The 20,405-nt window shown below is 65.8% G+C and carries 10 protein-coding genes; 4 read left to right on the top strand and 6 right to left on the bottom strand.

Annotated elements, in window-relative coordinates:
* Nucleotides 1-61: 61 nt before the first annotated feature.
* Both KY501_RS00900 and KY501_RS00905 read right to left on the bottom strand, forming a co-directional pair.
* Nucleotides 62-1,714 (bottom strand): helix-turn-helix domain-containing protein, encoded by a 1,653-nt coding sequence (locus KY501_RS00900; RefSeq protein ID WP_224360419.1) that lies wholly within the window; start codon nt 1,712-1,714, stop codon nt 62-64.
* A 53-nt stretch (nt 1,715-1,767) separates the two neighbouring features.
* Nucleotides 1,768-2,127: a hypothetical protein gene (locus tag KY501_RS00905; protein ID WP_224360420.1), complete on the bottom strand. Its 360-nt coding sequence runs from the start codon at nt 2,125-2,127 to the stop codon at nt 1,768-1,770.
* Between the two features lie 345 nt (nt 2,128-2,472).
* Here KY501_RS00905 and KY501_RS00910 point away from each other — a divergent pair, with 345 nt between their 5' ends.
* The 3 genes from KY501_RS00910 (at nt 2,473) to KY501_RS53840 (ending at nt 9,695) form a co-directional block, all read left to right on the top strand.
* Nucleotides 2,473-3,954, top strand: a complete 1,482-nt coding sequence (locus KY501_RS00910; RefSeq protein ID WP_224360421.1) for a hypothetical protein — start codon at nt 2,473-2,475, stop codon at nt 3,952-3,954.
* Nucleotides 3,955-4,167: 213 nt separating this feature from the next.
* Nucleotides 4,168-6,030, top strand: a complete 1,863-nt coding sequence (locus KY501_RS00915; protein WP_224360422.1) for a CHAT domain-containing protein — start codon at nt 4,168-4,170, stop codon at nt 6,028-6,030.
* Nucleotides 6,027-9,695, top strand: a complete 3,669-nt coding sequence (locus tag KY501_RS53840; RefSeq protein ID WP_224360423.1) for an nSTAND1 domain-containing NTPase — start codon at nt 6,027-6,029, stop codon at nt 9,693-9,695. Before KY501_RS00915 ends, KY501_RS53840 begins: the two co-directional genes overlap by 4 nt.
* On the opposite strand, the gene KY501_RS00925 is transcribed toward KY501_RS53840, so the two are convergent.
* The 4 genes from KY501_RS00925 to KY501_RS00945 form a co-directional block, all read right to left on the bottom strand.
* Nucleotides 9,679-14,562, bottom strand: coding sequence for a PKD domain-containing protein (locus KY501_RS00925; RefSeq protein ID WP_224360424.1), 4,884 nt, complete (start codon nt 14,560-14,562; stop codon nt 9,679-9,681). The two genes, KY501_RS53840 and KY501_RS00925, sit on opposite strands and share 17 nt — an antisense overlap.
* 38 nt (nt 14,563-14,600) lie before the next feature.
* Nucleotides 14,601-16,490 carry a hypothetical protein gene (locus tag KY501_RS00930; protein WP_224361054.1) on the bottom strand — a complete coding sequence of 630 codons (1,890 nt, stop codon included), beginning with the start codon at nt 16,488-16,490 and terminating at the stop codon, nt 14,601-14,603.
* Between the two features lie 642 nt (nt 16,491-17,132).
* Nucleotides 17,133-17,555 (bottom strand): hypothetical protein, encoded by a 423-nt coding sequence (locus tag KY501_RS00940; protein ID WP_224360425.1) that lies wholly within the window; start codon nt 17,553-17,555, stop codon nt 17,133-17,135.
* Entirely contained in the window at nt 17,552-17,998 is a 447-nt protein-coding gene (locus KY501_RS00945) for a Mu transposase domain-containing protein (RefSeq protein ID WP_224360426.1), read from the bottom strand. Before KY501_RS00945 ends, KY501_RS00940 begins: the two co-directional genes overlap by 4 nt.
* A 373-nt stretch (nt 17,999-18,371) precedes the next feature.
* Here KY501_RS00945 and KY501_RS00950 point away from each other — a divergent pair, with 373 nt between their 5' ends.
* The gene (locus KY501_RS00950) at nt 18,372-20,396 is read left to right on the top strand and encodes an AMP-binding protein (protein ID WP_224360427.1); all 2,025 of its coding nucleotides are present in this window, start codon (nt 18,372-18,374) and stop codon (nt 20,394-20,396) included.
* The last annotated feature ends 9 nt before the right edge of the window (nt 20,397-20,405 follow it).

A 20,405-nucleotide genomic window follows, 5' to 3' on the forward strand; every position in this document is an offset into this window, starting at 1 on the left:
GTTCTACCCATACAAGTTCGAGAGACGGCTCGTGATGCGGGCTCCTTGGCACTGTGCGGCCTCAGCCGCTCGCCCGAAGGCGAGCCAGCGCGGCCTGTCCGGCCTCCTTGTAGACCTGTTCCCAGGAGCGGAGTTGCTTGAGAGGCACACCCACTCGCGCCGCGATATCCTTGGGGCTCTCCTCCCCCGAAAGCAGTGCGAGCACTGCTTCGGCCATTGCCTCGGTCGCGGGAAGCGTTGGCGCGGAGGCCACTGGCATACTGAGGACTGACACAGCGAGAGATGCGGGCTTGGCCTTCTCGGACGAGACAGGAAGGTTCACCGCGGGGTCTCCCAACAGCACGTAGCCAGACACGTCCTGACGCAGCATCCACAAGTGCGCCCGCTGGGCCATGTTCGCTGGGAGCGTGCGCCCCTGGAGCCTGGCTTCCGCCTCCTGGTCGTAGAGCGCGGTGAGCTCCACGTTCGCCTCGTTGAAGAAGCGCAGGAGCGCACTCAAGCTCACCCCGGCGCGGCGCCCGGAGACCATCGAGCGCATCAGGCCCATGAAGCGCGAGGGCCGGTTCTTCATCGCCTTGCCCGGCTCCTGAAAGCTGTACGTCCAGGCCAGATCCATGTGACCCACGATTGCCAGTGGGCCCTGGGGATTGGCGAGCGCTGCCTTGGGCAGCGCGGCGACGAAGGGCTTCTCGCCCTCTCGAGGCAGCGAGGCGAGCAACCGGTCCAGCCGGCCTGAGAACTGGCCGGCGTCGCGTAGCTGGGAGAGCCAGGTGTGGAAAGCGCTCCGCGAGGGGGTCCCCGCGCCGAAGCAGGCCAGGTAGAACCAGAGCCCGCCCGGGAGGAAGGGCCGGCTCGCCAGAGCCGAGGCATCCAGCGGAGGCCCGGAGCCCAGGCTCATCGCGCCTTGGAGTGCGCGCTGCTCGTCCACGGATCGCCAACCCTGGCGCGGCGCGCCCAGTCCGTGACTCAAGGAGAACAGCAGGCTCGGCTCGGCCGCCGCCGCATTCTCCAGTAACCTGTCCACGGACCAGTCCGCGTGATCCCCGAGTTCAAGAATCTCTCGCGCTGGGAAGTCGCCTAGCTCCAGGCGCTCGCGGCAGGTCTTCAGGCTGGGGGTGATCAGGTCCCGGTAGCCCACGGTTGTCGCCCCGGTGCCATCATGCGCCGTATAGAAGAGCGCGCGCGCCTGAGTAGAGGAGGGGTTCCGCGTCCAGTGCAGGACCTTGTCGGCATAGGCCTCGTAGTCCTCGTCCCGTGAGAAGGCGAGCCGTCCGATGAACCCATCCCCCCCCAGCACCTGTTGCAACTCGAGCGAGAGCTGGTCCAGGTCCCCGAGCAGGAGAAGGTAGCGTGGCTGATCCGCCTCCGGCACGGACTCATCGTGGAGTACGCCGTTCTTCCAGCGAGCTGCCATGGGGGCATCCAGGTTGGGCGGAGCCCGGTAGACGCGGACCGGAGCACCTTGTTCTTCCTGGCGCAACCTGCGCAAGGGCTCGATCAGTGCCAGGAGCCGATCCCCGGTTGGCCCTTCCGGAACCACCAGCCCCCAGCGCTGCGCGGGCAGGTCATTCGGGTTCCCGCCCGAATCCCAGAGGTGCTCCGGCATCGCGCTGGCAGCGGGTCCAGGCTGGTCAGAAGCGGCTTCGAGTGGAAGCCCTTCTTCCAGGGTCGGACAGGAGTCGTCCGCGTGCATCAGCAGCAGTTCCAGTGACATCGCTCTCATCTCCTCTCTCTCGGCACTTCACCTCTAGCTGATTGGCATTGCATCTAGACTTTGTCTGCGCTGGCGCGCTTGGCAGGAAGCGGCTCTCCACCAGTCGAGAGCTGTTTGGGTTTGACTTCCTGTAGGAGCAGTTCGCTCCATTTCACCGTGATCTTCGCGCCCGATTGGCCAGCGAATGTCACCGTCTTGGTCATGACATCCACCGGGATGGCGTACACGTAACGGGACCCAGGCTTCTCCCACTGTGCGACGACCTCGCCCGCTGAGTTATAGGCGACGATGCCTATGGAGATGCGGTTGTCGACATAGCTGAAGGCCCAGTAGGTGTAGCCGTTCCACTTGAGTACAGGGCAGTGGGTGGCTGGGGCCAACGTATCAGGCCCTTGTATGCACTTCACTTCCATGCCCTTGGGGGCGGCTGGAGCTGCGTTCGCCGGTACCTGGACAACCGCGGGTCTTGTTTGTGCCTCAGCGGGCGCGCCAACTGCAAGAGTCATCAAACTGATACAGAGCGCACCCCAATGAACGAGTCTCAAATCAGTCCTCATATCAGCAGGCCTCGCATTTGTTTTGACCCAGGCTCCGATTCTCCAGTGCCCAGGTAAGCATCACTTTGCAGCAACGATCGCGGGAGCGCTGTGAAGAAGGTCACTCGTCAGATGTGAGCGGAGTCACAGTCATATGCGCGCCCTCTTGGTCCTATGAGGTCGCTGAGTCAGGGACTTGATGAACTTGAGAGGAGCTTCTCCATGAGTCAATTGCCAAAAGGGGTGGATCCCGTGCCTGGGCCAGGCTTTCAACTCCTTCTTGCGCATGCGGAGGATCATCAGCCGGTGCTGGATCAAGGGCTCGAGATCGAATCCGCGCGGGAGGTGCCCAAACCCACCCAGCTCCCAGGCCGTGTCGAGGTGCCATCCTGGGAGCGCCCCAGCGCGCCTCCGAACGACTTGGCGGCCCAGCGCTGGGGCGTGATCGTCCCGGACGGCGAGCTGGGGGACTCGCTCCTGCGCGCCATCGCCCCGCTCATCGAGCACCGGGAGAAGGAACAGGGCAGCAGGGACCGCATGCCGGCGGCGCGCTTCCGCGTGCCACCGGGCCAGGGAGCGGCGGCGGCCGTGAAGTGGAGGAACGAGGTACTGCGCGCCATCCCTGAGAGGGAGAGGCCCAAATACCTGCTCATCCTGGGAGATCTGCACCACGTCTCCCTTGAACTGCAGCAAGTGCTGGCGCACAGCGCATACGTGGGCCGACTCCATGTAGGGCTCCCAAGCGGTGAGCCGGACCTCGTGGGCTACACGGCCTACGCAAACAAGGTGGTGGTGTACGAGACGCGCACGGATCTGGAGGAGGCTGCTCGCGCGCTGCTGTACACCGCGCGGGATGGCACTCCGGCGACGGAGCTGGGGCACCAGCTTCTGGTGAAACAGTGCCTGAAGGTGATGCACTCGAGGTGGAAGGAGCAGAGGCTCGCGTTGGACATTCAGGAAGTCACTCAGACGGAGGCAGACGCGCAGGCTCTGCTGCGCGCGGCGGGAGAACTCTGCGCGGGAGTGATGCTCTCGGTGTCGCACGGGCTGGGTGCCCCCCGCAGGGGATGGGCCTCACCCGAGGAGCAGCGAGACAAGCAGGGCGCGCTGGCGCTCGGGTCCGACCAGACGCTCACGGCGGACGTGGTGCGTGAGCTCCCCTTCCTGCCCGGCGGCATGTGGTTCTGTGTAGCGTGCTTTGGGGCGGCGACACCCTCCCATAGTGCCTTCTACGCATGGTTATCCCATCTGGAAAGGCAAGGCATCCGTACGGGGAATCCCAAGGCAGTGCTCAGGAGCCTGCCGCGAGAAGGCGAGCGCCCATTCCTTTCGGCGCTGCCGCAAGCGTTGCTCGCCAACAGGCAAGGCCCTTTGGCCATCATTGGACACAGCGATCTGGCCTGGGTGTCCTCCTTCGCAAAAGAGGATGACCCGGAACGCGGCGACGCCTCACGGATCCTCTCATCACTGGAGGTGCTGGCGGAGGGCAGCAGGGTGGGCTTGGCGCTGGACGCGCTGATGCGATCCTACCGGGAGGTGAATGAGCAGCTGATGGCGGGCTACCAGGCTCGAGAAGACGCAGCACTGTACGACAGCCCGGATCCCACCGACCCGGTGCGGCAGGGCCACCTGTGGATGCTACGCAATGATCTGCGGGGATACCTGCTGCTTGGAGATCCGGCGGCGAGGCTCCCCATAAAGTGAGCGGCCCAGGCTGAAAGGACATAAACTCCGCCTCGGATGGGTAGATAGATAGGAGCACCTCTATTGGGATCCGGGCTATGGCTACAGATTGATATCTCCCAGGCGGGGGGGGAACTCCGGACCACTTCCAGGAGCTCTCGGGGAGAGGAACCCCCTGCGCACACGCTAGGGCCGCAACACTCCCCTGAGGCCGTCCGCCAGTTTGGCGAGTGGGTGAAGGAGGCGGCCCTGAAAGGCGTGTCGCTCACGCCGCTCACGTTGGCCCAGGAGCTCTACCAGGCGCTCTTCCAGAAGGGCTTGCAGCAAACCTTGCATCAGCTCCAGGGTTCGGCACACGGCGAGCCGATCCTGCTGCGGCTCAACCCCGTAGACCTGGACCTGCACGGCATCCCTTGGGAGGCGCTCTGCCGGCCGGAGACAACGGTGGGCTTCCTTGGAACCTCCCAGCAAGTGAGCGTCGCGCGGGGAGCCAGCTCGCTGAAGCCTTGGGAGCCGTGCCAGGTGAAGGACGCGGTCCGGCTGCGCGTCATCTCTCCCTCGGACGAGGGAGCGCCCGAGCGGCTCAAAGCGGTGCTCCACCCGAGCCTCGAGACGGGTGAGTTGGAGTGGCTCAAGCCGCTCACGGGTTCTCAGGCCAGCGTGAGCTTTCTCCTCAACCGGTTGCGTTACCCGCCTGTCCCGCACATCCTCCACTTCATCTGCCATGGGGGCCTTGACGAGGCGGGCCATCCCACCTTGCGGCTGGCTGACAAAGAGGGGCAGGAGTCCTGGCTCAAGGTGGAACTGCTGGCCCAGGAACTGGAAAGCCTCACCCGGGATACGCTGCGCTTGGTCGTCCTCGAGGCCTGTGAAGGGGCTCGCCCCGGGGCGCTGGCCAGCGCGGCGGCGCTCCTGGCCCAGGCTGGAGTCGGCGCGGTGGTAGCTCACTTGTGGCCGGTGCGAGCGGACGTGGCGCGTAGGTGCTCGGCGGTCTTCTACCGTTCTCTTGCGGGGACGGCCGCGCACCGGGGAGACGTGGCGCGCAGCCTTCACGACGCGCGGCGCACCTTGCTGGCCGACTTCCGGGAGAGCGCCGAGGCGTTCTCCCCGGTGTTGTACCTGCGCGGCCACGAGCCCATCCTGTTCGACTTCCGGGGGCGAACGCTCCGGCAGGCCCCGAGCGCGTCAGCGCCCGCAGCTTCGAGTGTCCCGGTGGAGCCCGCCGCGCGCGCGCTGCTCGAGATGCTCCAAAAGCCCTGCTCACTGCTGTTGGGGGACCATGGGCCGAACTCCATGGAGGCCTTGCGCCAGGCGCTGCATGCCGAGCTCCAAGGCACACCCTGGGAGACCTCCAGCACACTGCCACTGAGCGCCCTGGCACAGCGCTACGCGCTGCAGTTCGGGGACGAGGCACTGAACACACAGTTCCAGACGGTATTCCAGGAGGGCATGTCCTCCATGCCTCTGGTGGATGTGCTGGCGCGGCGGCTAGGGCCCGGGGTGCACATCACGCTCCTGCGAGCGCCCGTGCTGGAGGAGGCGCTCGCCCGACACCATCCCTCGCTGCCGCTCTATGTGCTTCAGCCCGCGCGCTCGGACAGCCGCTCTGTGCTCATCCTCCAGCAGGTGCCGGGCCAGGGGTGGGTGAAGCTCAAGAAGCCACCGGAAGCACTCGACCTCGAACGGGAGGCCGTGGTGCTGCGGTGCTACCGAGGACACCTGCCCAACCGGGTGTTCAGCGCTCCCCTGCTGACAGAGGACGACTTCCTGCTGCACGTGCGCAAGCTGGAAGAGACGCTGCCCCCCGAACTTGCCACTCCCCTCAAGAGCGTCTTGGCCCGACAGCCCGCGTTGGTGCTGGGGCTGTCGCTGCTGTCCTGGGAGCACCGCCACCTGCTCTACAGCCTCTATGGCCGACGTCCGTTGCCGGAAGGCAGCACGGTGCTGCGGGAGCCCGGAGACATCGAGAGCGAGGCATGGCGAAGCGGCCAGGGCCTACCCGGAGGCGTCGAGGGCGGCGGAACGCGGCTGCTCCAGGCGGCCTCCTCGGAGCTGGCTGAGTACCTCGATTCGCAGATGCCAGGAGGTGCCCGGTGAGTGGCAATCCCTTTCTGGGGCCCCAGCCCTACCGGGCGGCAGACCGCCACCGCTTCTTCGGCCGGGAGGACCTCATCCGGAAGCTGGCCAACCATGTGCTGGCCCATCCGTGCGTCACGCTCTTTGGAGAGTCGGGCGCGGGCAAGTCCTCGTTGATGCAGGCAGGGGTGATCCCCTACCTGGAAGAGGCCCACGGCTTTCGCTCGGTTCGTATCGATGGGTGGCTCGCGGACGAAGCCCCCGTGGAGCGTCTGGTCCAGGCCCTATTCATGGACCTCAGCCTGGGAGCACTCCCGAAGGCACTCGAGCCCTTCGAGAGTATTGATCTGGCGGTGGATCTGGCGCGGGAGCAGTCTGAGCGGCCCATCCTCATCTACCTGGATCAGCTCGAGCAACTGTTCTTGCCAGGGCGCGCCGCGGAGCAGACAGAGGCGTTGCTGCAGGGGCTGGAGGTGCTGTCACTCAAGCCCGTGCGCGGTCTGCAACTGGTGCTGTCGCTGCGAGAGGACTACCTGGGGCGCTTCCGGGAGCGGGCGCGTAGCATGAGGGAACTGCTGGAGCAGGGCTTCCGCCTGGGCCCGCTCACGGTGGGCGAGATGGTGAAGGTGGCGTGTCGGCTCGCCGAGGTGGGGAACCCGCAGCAGCACTGGCAGGAGAGGGAGCTTGGCGAGCTCTTGCTCCAGGTGCGGGTGGCAGGGCAGGAATCCACTGAGCATGCCGAGGTGCAGGCGGCATTCGCGCAGATCGTCTGCCGGACGCTCTGGGAGGAGCGTGCGAGCCGGGGGAGCACCGGGCCGGTGCAGGCCGAGCCCATGCTCCACCAGTATCTGGAGGCGACACTGGAGAAACTTGGCTCATGGAAGGAGCACGCCCAGCGGCTGCTGGAGGAGCAACTGATCGACAGCGATGGGAGCCGGATGCTGCTGATGGAGCACGCGGCGCGCAAGGTCCTGGCGGGGCTCTCTGATGAAGAGGCCGGCCGGGTGCTCAGACATCTGGAAGAGGCAGCCGTCCTTCATGCGGAGGAGCACCAGGGTAGCCGCTACTTCGAGCTGGGGCATGATTGGCTGGCGCGCAAGGTGTTCGAGCTGCGGCGGGAGCGGTCCCGGCGGGAGCAGGAGGCTGAGCGGCTGCGGCAGGAGCGAGCCCGGCAGGAGGAAGAGACGCGGAAACTCCGAGAGGAGCGAGTCCGGCAGGAGCAGGAAGCGGCTCGTAGGCTCGCGGAGGAGCAGGCCGCGAGGCGGAGATTCGCGAGGTTGGCGGGAGGTGCTTTGGCGGTCTCCGTGATGATGGGCCTGTTGCTTCTCTGGGCGCTCAAGGCGCAGGAGGAGGCTGAGCGGCAGCAGGCGCGAGCGCGTGAGCACGCATTGATGGCGAGCGCGCGTGAGCTACTTGGGAGTTCAAGGCCCGCAGTGGCCTCGAAGCTTCTCCTCTCGGTCAATCATCCCGAGCAGGCGCGCGGGTGGGATCAGCTCGCGCTCGATATCGTGTCGGCAGGATCTCTCTCCGCTACCGTGCACTGCCGCGAGGAGGTGACAGCGGCTGCCTTCAGCCCGGATGGGGAGCACGTTGCCGTCGTGTGCGCGGACGGGACTGTGCAGTCGTGGAAGGTCGATGGCACAGGCCGACGCGTCGGCCTGAGCGGCAATGAGGGCAGGATCATCACCGCGGCGTTCAGCCCGGACGGACAGCGCATCGTCACCACCTCGGAGGACAAGATAGCGCGGGTGTGGAGGGCGGATGGCTCGGGCTCCCCCCTTGTCCTGGGCGGTCATGAGGGCAGGATCATCACCGCGGCGTTCAGCCCAGACGGACAGCGCATTGTCACCACTTCAGAGGACAAGACAGCGCGGGTGTGGAGGGCGGATGGCACGGGCTCCCCTCTCGTCCTGCGTGGGCACGAGGGTTCCGTTACTGCCGCAGTCTTCAGTCCAGACGGACAGCGTCTCGTTACTGCCTCGGAGGACGCCACGGCGCGGGTATGGACACTGGAAGGCGCGGGAACCCTCTTCGTCCTGCGCGGGCATGAGGACTCCGTCACTGCCGTGGCGTTCAGCCCGGACGGGCGGCAGATTGTCACTGCCTCTGAGGACAAGACAGCACGGGTATGGAAGGCGGATGGCTCAGGCTCATTCCTGATCCTGAACGGGCATGGAGACCGCGTCACGGCTGCGGCGTTCAGCCCGGACGGACAGCGCATCGTCACCGCCTCAGGGGACAAGACGGCACAGGTATGGAGGTTGGATGACTCGGGTCCACCCCTCGTTCTGCGCGGTCATGAGGGCTCCATCACTGCTGCGGTCTTCAGCCCGGACGGACAGCGCATCGTCACCACTTCAGAGGACAAGACAGCGCGGGTGTGGAGGGCGGATGGCGCGCCCTCCCCGCTTGTGCTGCGCGGGCATGAAGCCAGCATCGTCACCGCGGCGTTCAGCCCGGACGGACAGCGCATCGTTACCTCTGATGAGTTCACGGCGCGGGTGTGGAGGGCGGATGGCTTTGGTTCTCCTCGAATCCTGCACGGGCATGAGGACTCCGTTACTGCCGTGGCGTTCAGCCTGGACGGGCGGCGAATCGTCACCGCCTCAAGGGACAAGACGGCGCGGGTATGGGAGGCAGATGGCTCCGCTCCCCCTCTGGTGCTGCGCGGGCATGAAGCCAGAATCACCACTGCGGCGTTCAGCCCGGACGGACAGCGCATCGTCACCGCCTCAGAGGACAAGACAGCGCGGGTATGGGAGGTGGATGGCTCAGGCGTACCCCTTGTCCTCCATGGGCACGAGGGGCCTGTCACCACTGCGGCGTTCAGCCTGGACGGGCAACGCATCGTCACTGCCTCGGGGGACAAGACAGCGCGGGTATGGAGAGCGGATGGCTCGGGTGCACCCCTTGTCTTGCGCGGGCATGAGGGGCCTGTCACTACTGCGGCGTTCAGCCCGGACGGGCAGCGCATCGTCACTGCCTCGGGGGACAAGACAGTGCGGGTATGGGGGGCGGATGGCTCAGGCTCCCCCCTCATCCTGCGCGGGCACGAGGACTCCGTTACTGCCGTGGCGTTCAGCCCGGACGGGCGGCGAGTCGTCACCGCCTCAGGGGACAAGACAGCGCGGGTATGGGAGGTGGATGGCTCAGGCTCCCCCCTCATCCTGCGCGGGCACGAGGACTCCGTTACTGCCGCGGTCTTCAGCCCGGACGGGCAGCGCATCGTCACCGCTTCAGAGGACAAGACAGCGCGGGTGTGGAGGACCAATGGCGCGGATTCCCCCCTCGTCCTGCGCGGGCACGAGGGTTCCGTTACTGCCGCGGTCTTCAGTCAAGACGGACAGCGCATCGTCACCACCTCGGAGGACAAGACAGTGCGGGTCTGGAGGGTGGAGGATTGGGGCTCCCCCCTCGTTCTGCGCGGGCATGAGGACTTCGTCATGACTGCGGCCTTCAGCCCGGATGGGCGGACCATTGTCACCGCCTCCTGGGACAAGACAGTGCGGGTATGGCCTATTGCCATTCCAGACCTTCAGCAACTGCTTCAGCAGGCCAACACAGACTGCCTTCCTCCCGAAATGCGGCGGACCTATCTGGACGAAGATAAGGCTCAGTCCCAGGAAAACTACGAAACATGTGAACGCGCTTATGGGCGTCTGCCGTTCTTCACGGCTGAGCACTGACCTGGCTTGCTCCTTCCTCAACTGGTCGGTGCCGCGCGTGGACTATCAGCTCGTCCATGGACTCGGCGCACTCTGTCTTCGAGTCGTCTTTGACCCGCAGACGCACCACGTAGCGGCCGGGCTCACGGAAGGCATGCCGTACCTTCGCTCCGAGTTCGCGGTGGCCGTCTCCGAAATCCCACTCGTAGGTGAGACGTCCTCCGTCCGGATCACTTGAGCCGCCCGCATCGAAGGTGAGCTCGTCGTGCACCCCGCCCACCAGCGCCTCGCGGTCGTCTCCCGCCATGGCCACGGGGGGCGCGTTCACCACCACCTGGGCCTCGTCAACGCCCTCGCTGCAGGAGATGCCCGAGCCATCGTCGGCCACCAATCGCGCTGTGTAGGTGCCAGGCCGCTCCCACGCATGAGTCACCCGCGCCCCTTCTACCTGCGCCCCGTCGCCGAACCACCAGCTTAGCCGCAGAGCAGCGCCCTCAGCGTCCAGCGAGCGCCTTCCATCCAAGGTGAGCACCTGGCCAGGGCATGCCCGCAGATCTGGTCCGGCCATGGCCAGGGGTGGCTGGTTCACCACCAGTTGGCGGACAGCCGATCGGCGGCTGTTTCCCACCCCTCGGCCATCATCCGCGGTCAGCGTCACCTGATACGTGCCGGGGGCGGCGTAGGCATGGGTGGTATTCATCTCCTCCGTTTCCGTACCGTCCCCGAAGTCCCAGCGCCAGGTAGTGATGGGACCGTCCGCATCCGTTGAGCCGCCCGCGCTGAAGGCCACGGGCGCCCGCGCGCAGGTCTGCTGAGGTGCGGTCAGCACTGGCTGCGGAGCCGCATTCACGGTGACTTCGTGCGTGGCGGAAGCCGTGTCGTTGCCTACACCCGAGTCGTCCCGCACCCGCAGCGTGGCCTTATAGCGCCCGGCCTTCGTGTAGGTGTGCTGTGCGCGCGCTCCACTGCCTGCGGCACCATCTCCGAAGTCCCACTGCCACGAGGTGATGACTCCGTCTGGATCCTTCGACTCCGTTCCGTTGAACTCCACCGCATCACCCTCGGCCACGATGAGGTCGTCGCCGGCGTTTGCTATCGGCGGAGCGTTGACGGTGAGGACGGCTCGCGTCGTGGCCGCGTTGCAGGCTGCCTTCGAGTCCATGCGCGCGGTCAGAGCCAACGTGTAGCGGCCTGGGTGGTCATAGCGGTGGGTGACGCGCTCGCCCTCGGCCGAGGTGCCGTCCCCGAAGTCCCACTGCCAGGAGGTAATAGGCTCCCCAGAGCTGATGGAGCCCGAGGCGTCTAGCGCCACCTCTTGCCCCACGGACACCATGGATGGCGCGGACAGGTGCGGAGTGGGAGCCTCTTGCACGTTGACGATGAGATCATCCGTGTCCGTGTCGTCACACTGTCCCACCCGGTCGCCGGTGATGGTGAGCTCTACCCGGTACTTTCCGGGCTTGGAGTACACGTGCGTCGGCGTTGCCCCGCCGCTCCGCTTTCCGTCGCCGAAGTCCCAACTGAAGCTGTTCACCACCCCGTCCGCGTCCTTGGATGCGGAGCCGTCGAAGTGCACCTCGTGGCCAGTGCACACCTCCTGGTTGCTTCCCGCCTCGGCCACCGGGGCCTTTGCGACGTGCACCGTCAGCCGATCCTCGTCCCTGCTGCATGCCTCTAGCCCTGATTCATGCTCTTTCTCCACGGCGAGCATGACCTCGTAGCGCCCTTCCTGGCGGTACACATTGGTGACGTTCTGGCCGCGCCTGGTGGTGCCGTCCCCAAAGTCCCAAAGGAATTTGAGCGGCCCCTCGTCCGGATCCCTCGATTTGCCGGCGTTGAAGAGGACGACATCGCTGGTGCATACCCTCCGATCTTCGCCCGCCTTGGCCACGGGCCGCCGGCCCAGCGTCACCGTGAAGGAAGCGGAGTCAGTGGCATTGGGCAGTCCCGTGCCGTCATTCACTGTCAGCTTCACGGGGTATTTTCCTCCCTGCGTGAAGGTATGCATGACGCGTATACCCGAGGCGTTCGGGCTGCCATCCCCGAAGTTCCACGTGTAGGTGAGTGGCTGGCCGTCAGGGTCGCTCGAGGCGGAGCCATCCAGCGTCACCGTGCGCTCGCAGGTGGGAGAGGGCTTGCTCGGCCGCGCGCGCGGGGGAGCGTTGACATGAATGCGCACCCTATCTTGGGAGAGCGCATTGCGCGCGCCGCTGCTGTCGCGCACGGTGAGGGTGGCTTCGTACATGCCCGGGCGAGTGAAGGTGCGCGTGGTCGTGGGGCCCGCCACCTCGGAGGCCCCGTCACTGAAGGTCCACTGGTATGAGAGAGAGGTGCCGTCCGGATCGTACGAGCCGGAGCCATCTAGGCGTACGCTCAGCCCAGGCGCGGTGCGCACGTCCGTTCCAGCGCGGGCCACCGGTGGCGCGTTGACAGTGACGCGGGCCTCGTCCATGTCCACGGCCTCCGCGTGACCCGAGTTGTCCTGGACCGTCAACCGCACCATGTACACGCCTGGCGTCTTGAAGGCATGGGTGACAGCGCGGCCTTCGGCTGTGGTGCCATCCCCGAAGTCCCAGCGGTATGCGACGATCTCTCCATCCGGATCCACCGAATCCCGCCCGGAGAACTCCAGCGACTCACCAAGTGCCACCGTGTGATCCGGGCCAGCATCGGCGATAGGGCGATCATTCACCACGACCAGGATCTCGGTCTCGGCCTTGCCACTGGTGGTGTCCGAGTCATCACGCACCTTCAGCCTCACGTGCCAGGGCCCAGAGCGGGCGTAGACGTGAAGAGGGGACACACCTGTTCCTTGCCCTCCGTCTCCGAAGTCCCACTCCCAGGCGACGATGGAGCCGTCTGGATCGCTTGAGCCTGAGGCGTCGAATCGCACCTCGCTGGAGGTGACGACAGGTGGGGCGCTGGCGCGGGCCACGGGTGGAGCGTTGACGAAGACTGTCAGGCTCTGCTCCGAGCGGGCGCCGACGTCATCCTCCACCGCCAGCGTCACCTTATAGGTGCCCGGCTGCGCGTACGTATGCGTCACCACGGGTCCCTCGGCGGATTGCCCATTCCCAAAGTCCCACCGCCAATCGATGAGCCGGCCGTCCTCATCGCGCGAGAGGCCGCCGTCGAAGCGAAGTACCTGGCCTACGGCCACGCGCGCCTCTCCCACCCGGGGCAGGGCCTGCGGAGGGTGGTTGATCATCATGGTGAAGCGCTCGGTGGAGGAAGCGTTGGAGGCGCCGGAGTCATCCTGGACGGTGAGGGTGGCACCGTAGCGCCCAGGTTTCTCATAGGCGTGCGAGACGCGGGCTCCCTCACCAATCTCGCCATCCCCGAAGTCCCACGTGTAGCGTACCAGTGAGCCATCTGAATCCCCGCTGAGGCTGGCGTCGAAGACGAGCGTCTGGCTCACGGCGGCAGATGGGAGGGGCGCTACGCGCGGCGTGGGCGGGGCATTGACGCGCACCTCGACGCGGCTCTCAGCAGTGGAGCAAGGCCCACCTGAGCCGTCGTCCACACGCAGGGTGACGGTGTAGCGTCCCGGCTTGGCATAGGCTCGGTGTACCCGCACGCCTTCAGCGCGCGTCCCGTCCCCGAAATCCCAACGGAAGCTGGGCGTCAGGCCTTCCATGATCCGCGAGGCGGAGCCGTCAAAGGTGTACTCTTCGCCCGGGGCTCCTGTGCGGTACGTTCCCGCATCAGGCTCTGGGGGCGTGGGCACCATGATCTCCCGGCGCTCCTGAGCACCACCAAAGAGCTGCCCGGAGTTGTCCTTCACCCGTAGCACCACCGTGTAGCGCCCGGGCTTGGCATATGCGTGGGTCAGGCGTCGGCCAGTGCCGATACTCGCGTCCCCGAAGTCCCACTGGAAGTCCTGCAGGTGTCCGTCCGGGTCTTTGGAGGCAGAGGAGTCAAAGGCGACGGAGCGGCAGTCCGACACGAGGGTTGTGTCCATCTGCGGCTGAGGGCGGCGGTTGGGACTGATCATGCGCCCTGGCAACTCAAGGGCCATAGGCTGTTCGCCCGCTTCCAGATGGACAGCGACGTCGTTGGGGAACTCGTTCCCTCCGCCGATGACCAGTGACAGCACATGCGCCTCTTCTCCCGCCTCTATCCGCCCCTGCGCTTGGCTCCACCGCCCTTGCTCTCCCGAGGATACCGTGAGCACCGTCTTCCAAGGGCCCTCTACACGTGCAGTGGCCCCGCCGAGATCGAAGGCGTGGAGCGTCAGCGCCTGGGAAGAGGCGGGCAACTGGGCGCGCAGTTCAGCCAACATGTGGGTTTCGGGGAGATGGAGGGTAGGGGCATAGGCCAGCAGCCGGGCACCGGGTACGGGCTCGAAGCGGTCCTCACTGGCGCTGAGATCTGCCAGAAAGACATTGCCGTCGTTACCCTGCATACCCTGGACGACCAGCTTGAAGCGCACGACGTCAGCCTCGCGCTCGCCCTGCTCTACCCGGAGGGAGGCGAACACCGTCCAGCGATCGTTGTGGGCAGGATCGTTCTCCACCTCCCAGGCCTTCAGCAGGGTGCCAGCGGCCAGATCCTCCACGGAGGGCTGTCGGGTGCGCAGCGAGGGGGCCGAGGTGGCCGCGCTACCGCCGTAAAGGGCGAAGCGCGTTCGCGTGTCGAAAGGGCCGGTCGGCGCGTCGTGTCCGCCGCCACAGTCCGCGTCGAAGAGGCGGAGGAAGACGGGCGAAGCGGTGCTCGCGGGCAGCTCGATCAAGAACACCTGGTAGGGCGTATGGGCCCCCTCGGTGGGGCTGGCCATAGGGCCGTACGCCACCAGGTACACAGGCTCATTCTCATTGGCTCGCGCCACCCCTCCCAGTGTCACCAGCAGCAAGGCCAGGACGAGGCGGCCTGGCGGATGCGGCCTCACGCGAGACGGCTCCATGGGAAAGGTCGGGGAGGGAAGAGTCATCGGCATGGATAATCTCGCTGGTTTTGATTGGTATCCTGGAGGCGGAGTTGCCGCAGCCGCACTGCGCCCTGGGTAGAGGGGGGGACAATCATCACGGCCTGGTACTCGCCGCTGGCGCGGTTGAGGCGCAGGTGGCCCCGTAGACGCTCGTGGCCGATCTGGAGGATGTAGTCGGCGGCGCTCCGCAGGCCGCTTGCGTCGCGTGCGCGCACGCGCACGCTAACCCTGTCTCCGGGTGCCACCGAGGCGGGGGAGGCGGTGCAGTCGAGCAACTCCGGCGCATCACGATCCAACTGGACGTGGCGCTCCATGACAGTGCGGTTGCCCACGGCATCGGCGGCCTCCAGGCGCAGGAGGTTGAGCCCTGGGCGTAGGGTCACTGCGTGGGAGAAGCGCTCCCCTGCCAAGGGCAACCGCACGCCGTCCAGCCAGAGTTCTGTCGCCCCGTGAGCAGCGCCGGACAACACCAGGGACGCGGAGCCTGTGACAGCCGGCGGCTCAGGTTCCAGCACCAGGTCCGGTGGCTCATCGTCCCGCTCGATCTCGAAGGACTCCTCGCGCGTGCCCCCTTTCGCATGCTCAAGCACCATGCGCAGGCGCTGCACGCCTGGGTGCAGAGGCACGTGCGCCAGGAATGCCCCTGTCCCGTCCGCGTGCGTGCGCGCCACCAGCTCGCCGCCCTCGCGGGTGAAGGTGAGGGCTGTGTCTGGATTGGTGATACCCCTTAGGACGAGGATCTCATTGCGGCCGAGGAAGTGCCCATCTCCCTGGCGCACCAACTCTGGGGCCCAAGCCATGGAAATCGGCTCGGGCGGTTGGTAGCGCACGGTGCGCTTGACGCGATGCTCTTGGCCCGCTCGAGTTTTGGCCACCAACTCCAGGAGACTCTCGCCTGGAATGAGTGCCAGCACCTTGGAGAACTTCCCATCCTTCTCCACCCTCAGGGCCTCCCCATTCAGGGTGAGGCTGAGCCCTGGCTCCATCTCGCCGGTGAGTTCACCGGTGACGAGGATGGAGGGATCTCGGAACGTCTCTCCTTCTTTCGGAGACTGGATCTCAATGGTCGGCGGCTCCGGGTCCTGGACGATGAAGCGCTGCGGTCGGCTTCGCGGCCCGGGGAAGCCGTCCCCGTCGAAGGGCGACACCGACCAGTAGAAGGCCCCACCCGCGGGTACGGCGAGGGTGTAGGTAGGCTCCAACAGATCCTTCACGGAGAGATGTATCTGAGTGAAACCATCATCTCTGGCCACCTCGAGCCAATAGCTTACCGCTCCGGATACCCGCTGCCATTCCAGTCGCACGGTGCGGACGTAAAGCTTCGCGTTGGCCTCCGGTGAGGTCAGCTCGGGCTCTGTTAGCAATTGCTTGCGCACGGTGGGCTTGCGGCCCTTCTCAAGGAGGGCCCCCTGGTTGTGCTCCACGTCAATGGCGCCCATGGTCGTCTCCACCCGCATCTTCCCCTCGTCGAAGTTGACCATTCGCACTTGCTCCGCGGCCCCGCGCCCCACCCAGAAGTTGCGCGAGCTTCCTTGTACGCTCGTGTCCGAGCCTGCGATGCGGATCTGGATACCCCCGCGTCCTGGGCCGCGCTGCGTTCGCACGTCACCCTCCAGAAGAGTGATGCGAGGCTGCAGGTTCTGCTGCGCTGGGTCCATCCGCGATGTTTCGATAACAATCCCGTCTTTCTCGCCCAGACGCGTGGTGGCACCGTTCCGCATGCGCAGCACGGCCGAGGCGCCCGGTCCGGTGCGCACGGTCTCTCCTGCGAACAGCCGCGCGCCCCGCGAGATCTCGCGCCAGGTCGCCTCTGAGCCGCGCTTCGCCTGAACCTTGCCGGTGGCGAACTCCAGAGTAGCCTCAGAGGCACGATCGTTTTGTGCGCTCATCCGCTTCAGTGCGTCTTGGGCGAGTTGTTCGGCCTGCAGGGCCGCGTCAAAGCACTCCTCCCATTGCATCTGTTGGCGGTACCTTAGGGCCTTTTCCTGAAGTTCCTGAGCGCGGCGCAAGTCTTCCCCGGACAGCACCGGCTCGCCGGCGCGCGCGGCATCGTCTAGTTGCGCACGTGCTTTCTCGAGTTGACGCAGCGCCCTTGAGATGCGGGTGGACGGGATCTTCAGCCGCATTCCCTCCCTGACGTCCAAGGGAGAGCTGAGCCCATTGGCCTTGACGATTTCTGACCAGAGATTGGCATCCCCCAGGTACTCCTCTGCCAGCGCGCGCAAGGTGTCACTTGGCTTCACTGTGAGGGTGAAGTCCTCCGCAGCTATGGCCGTGGGCGCAGCTATGCTAAACCATAGATATACAAGCATCACCCTCAAAGTCAGTCGGGCACCATGGGCAGGCAAGCATTCGCGAGCTTGTACTGCTCTCAAGGAGAAGATCATGGATGAGCCTCATCGCGTATGCGAAGGTTGAAGGCCGACGGTTACGCGCCCTACTTCCGCTCCTGAGAACTCAAGAGTAGAGGCAGATTACCATTCAAGCTGAGGGTGACTGTGAATTGCATCACTCCTCGGAGGTGAACTGCTTCACTGTGCAGCTCCTGCGCCCCCTGTTGCTAGGGTATGCCCCTTGTTCTTGGGCTGGCACATCTGAGCATGAGCAGGCTTTAGGGTGACGTTGAGCTGTCGGCAATTCTCGAGAAGAGCTCTTGCTGTCGTAGCCCTTGTCGGCACCCATGGTAACGCGACAACAGATGGAAGTTGACCGTGGAGTTGCCCAGATTGTCCGTTGGCCGCTGGTCCTTCTTCTCCTCGTCCTTCAGCCGGAAGGATTTCAGCCGAGTGGTGCTGGAGGATGACGACGACGGACTTGTAGCTGACGGCGCGGTGGCGCAGTGCTCGGGCACACGCCTTCTCCACGCGGGCCTTGCAGTACTTCTTCTCGTCGGCCAGGCGCAGCACGCCCAGCGCCGAGCGGAAGTCCTGCTGCGGGTGGGGCTGCTTCGTCATGAGCTCCTCCACCAGCTTCGCGCACGAGGGGCCCACGCCTTCGGCCCAGCGGATGAGGCGCGAGGATGTCCACTCAGCGTGCTGCCGGTGGGAGGCGGGCATGTGCTCGGCCTGCGTGTGAAGCGACCCTTCTGCGCGCTGCGTACGTGGCTGGCCACGCGGCGGCCGGCGAGGAAGACTTCGACGCAGCCCTCCGTGTGGCGGATGTCCACCGGCTTGCCCACCAGCGTGTACGGCACGCTGTACCAGTGCCCTTCCAACTCGACGTGGTAGTCGATGTTCACTCGCGCCTTCTTCCGGAAGGCCAGCTGGTAGGTCCGCGCCGGCAGGGGCTTGAGCGCCGCGCGCTCCACCTCCTCGAAGAGCTCGCGGCGACTCTTGCCCAGCTTGCGCATGGGCCGTCCGTTGAGTCTCTCCAGCAGCGGCCGCACCGCCTGGTGCACCTCCGTGGGCCTACCTCAAGGACGTGTTGCCCACGCTCGGCGACACCCGCTTTCCGGCCTCTCGCTTCGAAGAGCTCTTGTCGGAGGCCTGGCTCCAACAGCAGCGCCAGCAACTGTGGGCTTGTCGATCCCGCTTCAGTCACCGCTCAGGGGGGGATTACCCCTCATGGCACTCGTGAGACCTGGGCAGGACTGGGGTTTACCCCTAACTGCCTCACCAGATGAAGACAGACTCCGGCTCCCAAGAACTGTTAGATTTTTCACGCGACCTGGCCAGCGCTGCCGTACAATTACAACAGTAACTGCTGCCCATGCGCGCTGCTCAGGACGCGATTCCTCCCCAGGGCCCGTTGAGCTCAACGAGATGAACAGAATGACACCGGCCATCCCGTCCCATCACGAAACCCTTGTCCACGTCCTGCGCGAGCATGCCGAGCGCCGCCGGGATTCCCTCGCCATGACCTTCTTGGCCGACGGCGAGTCCGTCAGCCAGGAGTTCACCTTCCACGAGCTCGATCGTCGGATACGAGCCGTTGCGGCCCGGCTACAGGACATGAATACCGAGGGTGAGCGCGCCCTCTTGCTCTTCGAGAGCGACCTCGACTTCGTCATCGCATTTCTCGGTTGCCTCTATGCCCGAGTGGTAGCCGTTCCCGCCTATCCCCCCCGTTCCAATCCCCATCACCTTCAGCGCCTGCAAGCGCTCGTGGCTGATGCCCAGGCCAAGGTGGTGCTCGCTACGCGCGCTATCACGAGCCGCGTCAAGGAACAGATCACCCAGCTCCCGGTGCTCGCTTCGGCGCGCTGGATCGATCTGAGCGAGGTCGGAGAGGGGGCCGCCGATGCGTGGAAGATGCCCGATCTCCGAGGCGAGACCCTCGCATTCCTTCAGTACACCTCGGGCTCTCTGGGCACGCCGAAGGGGGTCATGGTGAGCCATGGCAACCTCCTGCACAACTCGGCCCAGATCGCGGACGCGTTCCAGCATTCGGACAAGACGGTGTACGTGGGGTGGCTGCCGCTGTTCCACGACATGGGACTCATCGGCAACGTCCTGCAATCGCTCTACTTGGGGGGCCGGTGCATATCGATGCCCCCTGCCGCGTTCATCCAAAAGCCGGTGCGTTGGTTGCGTGCCATCTCGACGTACGGAGCCACCACGAGCGGCGCACCGAGCTCCGCCTACGATCTGTGCGCTCGGAAGATCACGGACGATCAGCTCGAAGGAATCAACCTCGGAACGTGGCATGTGGCCTACAACGGTGCCGAACCAGTACGCGCCGACGTGATCGATGCGTTCGCCAGGCGCTTTGCGCCATACGGCTTCCGGCGCCCCGCGATGTACCCTTGCTACGGCATGGCGGAGTCCACCCTCATCATCTCGGGCGGCGATGCCTTGACCGACCTCTCGATCCGCTCGGTGGACGGGGCGGCCCTCGAGAAAGGCCTGGTCGCGGACGCAGCCACCGGCCAGCCCGCGCGCCGCATCGTGAGTTGTGGGCACACGCGGCTGGGCCAGGAGGTGCGGATCGTCGATCCGGCCACCTGCATCCCTTGTCCGCCGGGCAAGGTCGGAGAGATCTGGTTGGCAGGCGCGAGTGTGGCTCTGGGGTACTGGAATCGCGCGGAGCTGACGAGGGAAGTCTTTCAAGCCCGCGTCCCGGACAGCGACAAGCCCTTCCTTCGCACGGGAGACCTCGGATTCGTCGAGGGCTCGCAGCTTTACGTCACGGGCCGCTTGAAGGATCTCATTATCATCCACGGCCGCAATCATTATCCCCAGGACATCGAGGCGACGGCCGGGCAGAGCTCCAAGGTCCTGCGACCGGGCCAAGGAGCGGCCTTTTCGATCGATGGGCCCGAAAGCGAGGTGCTCGTGGTGGTGCACGAGGTGGAGCGTGAGGCCTTGAACGTCCTGGACGTGCCGGCGGTCGCGGGGCAGATCCGACAGGCCGTCTCCGAGGAGCACGAACTCCTGGTGCATGCCGTGGTGCTGCTCAAGCCAGGCAGCCTGCCCAAGACGTCGAGCGGCAAGGTGCAGCGCTCCGTGTGCCGCGCCCATTTCCTGGCCGGCACGCTCGATGCCGTGGGCCAATGGAGTGTGCCACTGACAGGGCCTGCTCCCGAGGCGTCACCCGAAGCGCCTCCCCCGGCAGCTCACACCGCGGAGTCGATCCAGTCCTGGCTCGTCGAGCGCGTTGCCGCACGCCTGCGCATCGCCGCGGCCCAGATCGACACCCAGGAGCCCCTGGCCCATTACGGGCTCGAATCCACGCTGGCAGTGAGCCTGACCGGAGAGCTGGGCAAGAGGCTCGGGGTCCAGTTGGAACCCTTGATCTTCTGGGAGTACCCCAGCATCGAGCAGCTTTCTGAGCACCTCGCATCCCTGTCCCCGTAGTGCTGGAGA

Source organism: Hyalangium versicolor, from assembly GCF_020103695.1.
Taxonomy (GTDB): Bacteria; Myxococcota; Myxococcia; order Myxococcales; family Myxococcaceae; genus Hyalangium; species Hyalangium versicolor.